At 49.6% G+C, this 9155-nt stretch carries 9 protein-coding genes; 6 read left to right on the forward strand and 3 right to left on the reverse strand.

From position 1 onward, the window contains the following. The first annotated feature begins 42 nt into the window (after positions 1 to 42). Positions 43 to 738 (forward strand): hypothetical protein, encoded by a 696-nt coding sequence (locus tag HOK28_20315; GenBank protein ID MBT6435451.1) that lies wholly within the window; start codon positions 43 to 45, stop codon positions 736 to 738. Beyond that, positions 735 to 1544 (forward strand): glycosyltransferase family 2 protein, encoded by an 810-nt coding sequence (locus HOK28_20320; protein ID MBT6435452.1) that lies wholly within the window; start codon positions 735 to 737, stop codon positions 1542 to 1544. Before HOK28_20315 ends, HOK28_20320 begins: the two co-directional genes overlap by 4 nt. A gap of 84 nt (positions 1545 to 1628) precedes the next feature. Here HOK28_20320 and HOK28_20325 read toward each other — a convergent pair whose 3' ends face one another. Next, positions 1629 to 2054, reverse strand: a complete 426-nt coding sequence (locus HOK28_20325; GenBank protein ID MBT6435453.1) for a hypothetical protein — start codon at positions 2052 to 2054, stop codon at positions 1629 to 1631. Positions 2055 to 2289: 235 nt separating this feature from the next. Further along, positions 2290 to 5745 carry a methylmalonyl-CoA mutase family protein gene (locus HOK28_20330; protein MBT6435454.1) on the reverse strand — a complete coding sequence of 1152 codons (3456 nt, stop codon included), beginning with the start codon at positions 5743 to 5745 and terminating at the stop codon, positions 2290 to 2292. Positions 5746 to 6232: 487 nt separating this feature from the next. On the opposite strand from HOK28_20330, the gene HOK28_20335 reads away from it, so the two are divergent. Continuing rightward, positions 6233 to 6406 carry a hypothetical protein gene (locus HOK28_20335; GenBank protein ID MBT6435455.1) on the forward strand — a complete coding sequence of 58 codons (174 nt, stop codon included), beginning with the start codon at positions 6233 to 6235 and terminating at the stop codon, positions 6404 to 6406. Position 6407: 1 nt separating this feature from the next. On the opposite strand, the gene HOK28_20340 is transcribed toward HOK28_20335, so the two are convergent. Beyond that, the gene (locus HOK28_20340; GenBank protein ID MBT6435456.1) at positions 6408 to 7298 is read right to left on the reverse strand and encodes an aminotransferase; all 891 of its coding nucleotides are present in this window, start codon (positions 7296 to 7298) and stop codon (positions 6408 to 6410) included. A 94-nt stretch (positions 7299 to 7392) separates the two neighbouring features. Between HOK28_20340 and HOK28_20345 the strand changes: the two genes are divergently transcribed. The 3 genes from HOK28_20345 to HOK28_20355 form a co-directional block, all read left to right on the forward strand. Next, on the forward strand, positions 7393 to 8187 hold the full coding sequence (locus HOK28_20345; GenBank protein ID MBT6435457.1) for an acyltransferase family protein: 795 nt from the start codon (positions 7393 to 7395) through the stop codon (positions 8185 to 8187). A 61-nt stretch (positions 8188 to 8248) separates the two neighbouring features. After that, positions 8249 to 8638 (forward strand): hypothetical protein, encoded by a 390-nt coding sequence (locus HOK28_20350; GenBank protein MBT6435458.1) that lies wholly within the window; start codon positions 8249 to 8251, stop codon positions 8636 to 8638. Positions 8639 to 8816: 178 nt separating this feature from the next. Beyond that, positions 8817 to 9155 (forward strand): pyridoxal-phosphate dependent enzyme (locus HOK28_20355; GenBank protein MBT6435459.1); only part of this gene is annotated, 339 nt, incomplete at its 3' end.

A 9155-nucleotide genomic window follows, 5' to 3' on the forward strand; every position in this document is an offset into this window, starting at 1 on the left:
GTATCAAGTAGATCCATGAAGAATCTTAGGGAAATAGTCTGCATGGTCACAGTGACCACGATTTTGCTGACGCTCACAGCTTGCGACGGTGTTTCACGTCTACGCAGCTTTTTTCACCCGGATGAGTCCCCGCAGGGCCTGGAAGGTTCCACCAGTCTCAATCTCGAGATTACACCGGCGGTAGATCTGAACATCTTCCTCGACGGTGAATTGGTTGCGCACGCCTCACCCTACGCCGCGCGCTTCTTACCAGCGGGACCGCACAGGCTTTTGATTGAAGCTAAGGGTTATCACCCATTCTCACTCGTCTTGAACCTGAACGAGGAACAAGCCCTCGAATTTCCCGTAAGCCTTCGGCCCATGACCAAAGATACGAAGGTCAGCCCGCCAGCACAGGGCAGCGGAGGCCCAGCCCTTGGCCCGGATATTAAGCCTGCTCGCATAGCCGTACAAAGTGCTCTTCAAATTGCTCCAACCATTGATGGGCAGCCCATCGAAGCCGGACAGGAACTCAAACGGACCTGGGGAAATATTGCGGCAGGAACATTTTCCGTGACGTATCGCTACGATCAATTTGGCCGGCTAGAGATTGCTCTTCCTGGTTATGCTGCGCGTTGGGTCGTCAATGACAAAGAGGTTGAGCCTGGCAGCACGCACCCCTTCTATGAAGGGAAGCTCGTCATTAGTGAAGAGCGAGCCAAAGAAACACCCCGAAGTCTCACTCTGGTAAGACAATGAAGCAATTTTCAAACCCCGTTGTCATTGTTCTGGCCTATAATAAACACGCGATGACTCAAGCCTGCATTGAAGCCTTGCACGCCCAAACCGAAGAACCCATCGACATTATTTTAGTAGACAATGGTTCAACCCCAGCCTTTGAAACATCTGAGCTATACGAGCTTCTGCGATTAGAAAAAAATCTTTTCTACACTCAGGGAATCAATGCAGGGATTCGTCTTGCACTTCGAGGCGGCGGCACTTTTGACCACCTGATTCTCTTAAATAACGACGTCACGGTTCAAAGTGGTTGGCTCAAGCCCATGCTCAATGCCGCTCAGGACAACGTGGGCATCGTTGGGAACTGCCAGCTTCTCGAAGGTGAAAACGCAGACATTATTCACGCCGGTACCGCAGACCTTTTGCAAGGGGTCCATAAGGGCGGGCCAGACAACGGTATGTTTAATCAATCCACTCAAGAAGTATGGGTTACTTTCGCCTGTACGCTCATCACCAGAGACTGCATCGAGGCCATTGGCCTGCTCGACGAGCGCATGGTTCACTTTTATTCAGACAATGACCTTTGCTTGCGGGCGTGGCTCGGAGGTTTTCAGGTTGTCTACGAACCGAAATCTCGGGTCATACACAAACACCACGCTACTTATAAAGATGCCGGTATCGACCCGAAACAAGACCAAGCCATCTATCTCGACAAGTGGATGGGCAAAGATCTCCAAGAGAAAGTCTTCAATAGAATTTTTCTTGATTTCGACCAGCGTAGCATTATGACGCTGAACCCAAAAGTGGTTCGTAAATCCGACTTTTAAAACTCGGCCACCCAAGACCAACAAAAAAAGCCGGCCCGCTTCAAGTGAAACAGACCGGCCTCATTTCGAACCTACTCTCGCTGATTAAGCAGCCTGAGCTTGATCTCCCGAGAAAATTCTCTCTACACCGCGAAGTGCATCAAGAGCCGCATCACGAGCTGCCAGTCCATCGTAACCTACTGCCGCTACAAAGTAGCTATCGCCGTCGATTGAAATACAAGAAGACCAGATTGGCTCATTGTCCTTGCCAGTCCAGCTGCCTTGCTCTCCACGCTCTGCGTCAGCCGCGGCATAAGGTGCAACTGCTGCCAACTGACGACCGTAACCATCGCTGATTCCCGATACCAAGAGAGATTTACCGTAGCGGCGGCTCTCGGAGCCACATACCAGCTTACCTTCTGGTGTTGCTAGAATCAGAGCGCTGAGTCCGTGATTCATGGCCAGGCTATCTAAGTAAAAGCGAGCTGCAACTCTTGGCTGCACGCTGCGTTTTTGACGTCTATCAATCATAATCCCCTCCTAGGGTTGAAACCCGGCTCGCTTTGACAACAGCTCAGACTCTCGTCCTCGCCTCCCGTGTTGCCTCGACAAATAGGTCTCGGTGCGCATTTGTTTAAAGTTTGCCCAGAAATTTCGAATGGCGCAAAAATTCCGCGGAAAATTAAAGCACCTCTTTTTCGTCGATAACCCCAGAAGACAAAACTATATTATTATTTAATATCAGCGCCTTACGACAACTTTGGGCCTACATATTACGACGATACTGCCCGCCCACTTGGTAAAGACCTGCAGAAATTTGACCAAGCGATGAACTTTTTACCGTTTCGAGCAGCTCTTCAAAGATGTTTCCACCCTCGCGGGCCACCTTTTGCAGCTTGCTCATCGCTTCAGCGCTTTGAACGCTATGTGACGTTTGGAATTTTTCCAAAGAAACTATCTGTGCCTCTTTTTCGTCAGTTGTTGAACGAATCAGCTCGATGGTGGTTTCTTCTTCAGCAGCTGCATCCTTGGCCAAAAACGTATTCACCCCGATGATGGGTAAGCTGCCATCGAATTTCTTACCTTCGTAATACATACTTTCATCTTGGATTTTGCCGCGCTGGTACATCGTTTCCATCGCACCCAACACGCCGCCTCGGTCCGTTAACCGATCAAACTCCGTATAAATTGCTTCCTCAACCAAATCGGTGAGTTCTTCAATAACAAAACTTCCCTGTAACGGATTCTCGTTAGCAGTCAGTCCCAATTCGCGATTGATGATTAGCTGAATGGCCATCGCCCGGCGCACCGATTCCTCAGTGGGCGTCGTAATCGCTTCATCGTAGGCATTCGTGTGCAAGCTGTTGCAGTTGTCATAGATTGCGTAGAGCGCCTGCAGAGTCGTTCGAATATCGTTGAACTGAATCTCTTGAGCATGCAAAGAGCGGCCCGAAGTCTGAATATGATATTTCAGCATCTGACTTCGAGCATTGGCACCATAAAGGTTTCGCATAGCCTTGGACCAAATCCGGCGAGCGACTCTCCCAATCACGGCATACTCAGGATCAACTCCATTGCTGAAGAAAAAGCTTAAGTTCGGAGCAAAGTCATTGATATCCATGCCCCGCGCTAAATAGTACTCAACAAAGGTAAAACCATTGGCAAGAGTAAGAGCCAGTTGGGTTATGGGGTTCGCCCCGGCTTCCGCAATATGGTAACCGCTGATCGAAACGCTGTAGTAGTTACGTACCTGGTGTTCGATAAAATAAGATTGGATATCGCCCATCATACGCAGTGCAAACTCTGTAGAGAAAATGCATGTATTCTGCGCCTGGTCTTCTTTTAGGATATCGGCCTGAACCGTTCCACGAACCTGAGCGAGTGTTTCCTTTTTAATGCGCGCATAAGTTTCGGCGTCCACCAGCTTGTCGCCAGTTATTCCCAAGAGTGCGATGCCCAGACCATGATGGCCTTCCGGTAAATCACCTGAGTAGGTAGGTTGTTCTTTACCTGCAAAATATGCCTCGATGGTTTTTTGAGCAGCGTCCCACTGACCAGATTCCTTGAGGTGCTTCTCTATTTGCTGATCGATTGCAGCATTCATAAAGAACGCCAAAATCATCGGAGCAGGACCATTGATAGTCATCGATACGGATGTCTTTTTGTCGCAGAGATCAAAGCCCGAATAGAGCTTCTTCATGTCGTCGAGTGAGCAAATAGACACACCTGAGTTACCTATTTTTCCGTAAATATCAGGTCGGTGGTGCGGGTCTTCACCATAAAGCGTCACAGAATCAAAAGCGGTTGATAAGCGCGCTGCCGGCTGGCCAAGACAAACAAGGTGAAAACGTCGGTTGGTTCGCTCCGGTGTTCCTTCACCGGCAAACATGCGTGTGGGATCTTCACCTTGGCGCTTATAGGGATAAAGGCCTGCCGTATACGGGAAGTGTCCTGGCAGATTCTCAAGCATCAAGAAGCGGAGAATATCTCCAGCGTCTCGGTAACGAGGAACCGCCACCTTTGGGATCTGTAAGTCGCTGAGACTGGTGGTGTAATTATCGCCGGTAATTTCTCGGTTTCGGACTGTGTAACTGTATTGTTCACTGCGAACCGACTCTACTTGGGCGGGCCAACCTTCTAAGAGTCTGAGGGCATCAGCACTAAGCTCCTGAAGAGTTGTATTGTAAGCCTTACGCAATTTTGCGAGCGTCGAGTCGGCATCGGCTTCGAGCTGAGCGCTTGTATAAGCCTCGTAAATTTTAGGGCAATCTACATCACCTAAGAAACTGAGTGTTGCATGCAATTGCGAAAGACGGCTGGCAAACTCTGCCTGCTCTTCTACGGTTCGTCGATACTCACGTCCTTGGTCGCTGATTTCTGAGAGGTAGCGCTGACGACGTCCGGGAATCAGGGCTGGCTGCGGCTTGGTCCCATCTGCCAACCACGTATCATCGAGGGTCCAGTCGAAGTTAGCCTTATCCGGTAACGCACCTAAGCTTGAACAAACTGTATGAAAAAGCCGGTTCACACCAACGTCCGAAAACTGGCTGGCGATGGTTGGATAGACAGGAATTTCTTCGTCAGTGATTTGAAAGTTTTGCCGGCTGCGGCGCCACTGCTTACGGATATCGCGCAATGCATCTTGAGCTCCGCGCTTCTCGAATTTGTTGAGCACGATAAAATCAGCATAATCAATCATATCGATTTTTTCGAGCTGGGTGGCTGCCCCATATTCGCATGTCATCACGTAAAGTGACTTATCCACAAAGTCTACAATCTCACTGCCGCTTTGCCCGATACCTGCCGTCTCAACGAGAATTAAATCGAAATTCAAAGACTGTAAAAGTCGAATCGAATCTTCAAGCATTGTGTTGGTCGCTAAATGACTGCGGCGCGTTGCCATCGACCGCATAAAGATACGGTCACAGTTCAAGCTATTCATTCGAATACGGTCACCGAGCAGTGCTCCACCGGTTCTGCGCTTGGTCGGGTCGATGGATAAAACTGCGACATTCAATTCAGGGTAAGCCATCAGGAGCCGACCCAAGAGTTCATCCGTAAGGCTGCTTTTGCCGGAACCGCCGGGTCCCGTGATACCCATGACCGGTGCAGGCAATTCAGGTGTTGGGAACGCCTCGCGAAACTGCTCGAGTCGACCAGGTTCCTCCGAGCCTTCTTCCAATAACGTAATCATTCGGCCAATAGCATAATGGTCATGCTGAGCGGGGCGAACCGCTTCGTTTACTTCTGGTTTAGACACCCGCCGTGTGCGCTCAATCAAATCGATGAGCATGCCTTCGAGGCCAAGCTGACGGCCATCCTCAGGGCTGTAAATCTTCTCTACGCCAGCAGTTTCCAGTTCACGAATTTCCTCAGGAACAATCACGCCGCCGCCGCCGCCAAACACTCGGATATGCTTTGCGCCTGCTTCCTGCAAAAGTTCGACCATGTATCTGAAATATTCAACGTGACCACCCTGGTAGGAACTTACCGCGATACCATTCACGTCTTCTTGCAACGCTGCACGAACGATATCTTGAACACTGCGATTGTGACCAAGGTGAATAATCTCCGCCCCGTGTTGCTGAAGGATACGTCGCATGATGTTGATCGATGCATCGTGACCGTCGAAAAGAGACGCGGCGGTGATAAATCGCAGCGGCATCGTTTGCGATGGGTTATCACTTTTTTTGTTTTGCTCAAGCGTTGCAACCACGGCCATACCTTCTCCCAATCGGTGCCCAAGTCATTCAAGGGACCTACAAATTCACAGTCCCCTCTATCCCAAAAACGCGGGCAGAGTAGGAATTAAAATTTCTGCAAACGCCTGTACCGAACCACACAGTGATTTTCGAGGCGCAGCGCGTCACAACCACAAGTTTACCGATACCTACAACTCATGAAGTGAGGCTTTAAATTGAAAATAAATCTCACCGATCTCGCGATTTTCATGTCATGACTTCTAGAAACACTTATTTAAGCTCTGTTTTTATTACCATTTTTTTGACCAGTTCATATTCCTGCCGTATTTTTATCACATACATGTAGGGCTATGTCTCTCACGTATCGAGGGCATCTTACGGAGGGGGTCTGTGAGCGCCTGGAATGAGGAGGAGGGCCGCATCCACCAACCTGAAGCAGGGGGCTGAAGGAAGGGCATGCGGATATAGGGCGAAGGCAACTTAACCCTGTGAAAGATTCAGAAGTTTATGAACGAAATGTCACCTGAGACGATTGTCGAAACACAGCCAGACACACCAAGCCTAGAAGAAAGCATGAGTATCCGTTTTGACGGCCATGAACTCGAAGATTTCTTTGGCAACTTCAAACCACTCGATATTACTGAAGAGATTCTAGACGAACTCGGTAAGGACTTTTGGTAGGCTATTCACCGCCGCATTGAACCTGTCGGTTTACTTCCGAATGGTAAAGCACGCGAATGTCCCGGTAACCTTGCCCCACACTGCCCGAACCTACGGGTTGCTCATCCAATTCCACAATTGGAATCATCTCTCGAACAGAACTGCACAAAAATATTTCCGAAGCATTCTTAAGCTCTTCGGGCCACAAGATACGAACGTCTACCTCTAGATTCGCTGTCTCCATAATTCGCAAAATAGTACTTCGGGTGATGCCACCTAAAATGCCAACATCCAGCGGCGGTGTACACCACGTTCCATCGATGAGTGCGAACACATTGGCTGAACTGCCCTCTGCCACCCGCCCCTCATTATCAAGCATGATTGCTTCGCCTGCCCCACGTTGGCGTGCTTCGTTTTGAGCCATCACGCTGTTGATATAATTTCCAGTCTTCGCTTGTGGGTCGATTGCTTTTTTCAAATTGCGACGCACCCCCACCAAAGCCGCACTGCGGCCATCCTGGTATAGTTCAGGGGGTAATGGAGGCAGCGAGAGTGCTAGAACAATAAGCTGAGGATCGCTTGCCAGACTTGGGTCGAGACCCATGGTCCCTCCGCCCCGAGTCGCAATTAAGCGAACGTAAGCGTTGTCTAAATTCGCGGCCTTTAAAGTGTCTAAGCATTGACTGCGGACAAAACTCATCTCCCAAGGTAGCTCAAAACCAATTCGCTCGCCTGAGCGATACAGTCTTTCGAGGTGCTCGGTAAACGCGAAAGGGATAGAGTCATACACCCGCATGGTTTCGAAAACCGAATCACCATACAAAAAGCCCCGATCAAAAATACTGATCTTCGCCTCGCCGGGATCAACAATTTCCCCACCAATATTCACTTTTCCATAACGATGGCCCGCCATCTTCAACTCCCTATTCATCTATTTTAAGACGCTCACAGAAAAACATATAGCCCAGCCCATTGCACAATCACACGCTTTGCCAAATACTGAGATCATGAGGCGTCGTCCAAGCCCTTTTGAGCCCGACCATGACAGGCTCTATGAACTGCTAAGCAGGGCAGCAGACTCAATCGGAAAGTACCATGCTTACCGAGCATTTGGGATCGAACGAATCCCAGACGAAGGACCATGTCTACTGGTCTTCAACCACAGCTTTGCTACCTACGATATGTTTCTTCTTGCAGCCGAGATTTTCAAGAACACAGGGCGTGTGATGCGTCCTCTGGGCGACCGGCTTATCTTCAAAACACCCGGCGTCAAAGACTTTGCCAATGCCGTAGGTGTCGTTGAAGGCAATATGAACAATGCCATGAGCTTATTAAAAGCTGGCAACCTGGTGGCCGTCGCCCCTGGTGGCATGCTTGAAGCCATCCGCTCAAGTGACGAACGCTACAAGATCCGCTGGGATAGCCGCAAAGGCTTCTGCAAGGTTGCTATGGAGGCTCAGAGCCCCGTTGTGCTGGCAGCCTGTCCGGCAGCGGATGATCTCTATACGATTTACTCAAATCCTTTTACTGAGGCGATTTACCACAAATTTAAGGTTCCCCTCCCCCTTCTTCGGGGCATGGGACTCAGCTTACTGCCTCGACCCGTACAGCTCACCCATGAGCTCTCTGGTCCATTTGTTCCTCCCCAATGGACGCGAGACAAGGCTGAGGATGAGGCACTTCTGATGCGCTTTCACAATTTGTGTATCCAAGAGATGGAAGAGCTGATGCGTATGGCCGCAAGTCATCATCACCTACCCTATGATGATAACTGGGAAAATCGACCAACCGCGAAACGTTAAGCAAGTGGTTCGTGCAAAACACTTGCACTTCAATCAAGGCCCGCGCTAACGTCCCAAAAGTATGATGATCTATCTTGAAAACGGCTGGTTTGAGCCAGACGGAGAGCAAAAGCTACGCAGCGAGGTCGTTGACGGCGCCATGGATATCGCCGGCATGATGATTCGGGCCAAAGTTGGTGCGGGTCTCCTTCATAGCTTAGCGCTGAAAGTTAGAACCAGCCTCACGGCAATCGACCCTCAGATGAAGGGCGACACCGACTTTCACGCCAAAGCAAGCCAGGTTGTAAGCCAGCGACTTGAAGGGCAAACCGAGCAAATTCCAGAGCTCCATGCTTTTGTTGCCGATTGCCTCGATCATGTTGAAAGTCCTCGAGATCTTATCGGTTTTTACTTACATCTCATGCACATCGGGCGCATGATTCAGCTACTGTCCCAGGCCAGCGCACTTTAGCCATTTAAACCGCCATTTTACCGAATAACATCCGACATTTCTAAGAATGCTGGTGGTGCAATGCGGCATTTAGATTTTATTCTCGAATTAATGGCGAAATCAGCCAGGGCAGCGACTTGCTAGTAGCAGAACAATGAACTAATCCAGTGACATAGGATTTATCGTAAGGAGCAAATTCATGACGTTAATGCATGGAGCTAAAGCAAACATTCTCGACGCGGTTGGTAATACCCCCATCGTCAAACTTAATTCCATCGGCACCCACACCGAAGCCGAAATTTACGTCAAGTGTGAATACTTGAATCCCGGCGGCTCCATGAAAGACCGCATCGCTATCAATATGATAAACGATGCAGAAGAACGCGGCCTTATTCAGCCTGGTGGAACCATCGTTGAAGCAACCAGTGGCAACACCGGTATGGGCCTTGCTCTTGTGGCTGCAGTTCGTGGTTACAAAACTATTTTCATCATGCCAGACAAGATGAGCATGGAGAAAATCAAAGCGCTTCGCGCCGTA

This window comes from Deltaproteobacteria bacterium (genome assembly GCA_018668695.1).
Taxonomy (GTDB): domain Bacteria; phylum Myxococcota; class XYA12-FULL-58-9; order XYA12-FULL-58-9; family JABJBS01; genus JABJBS01.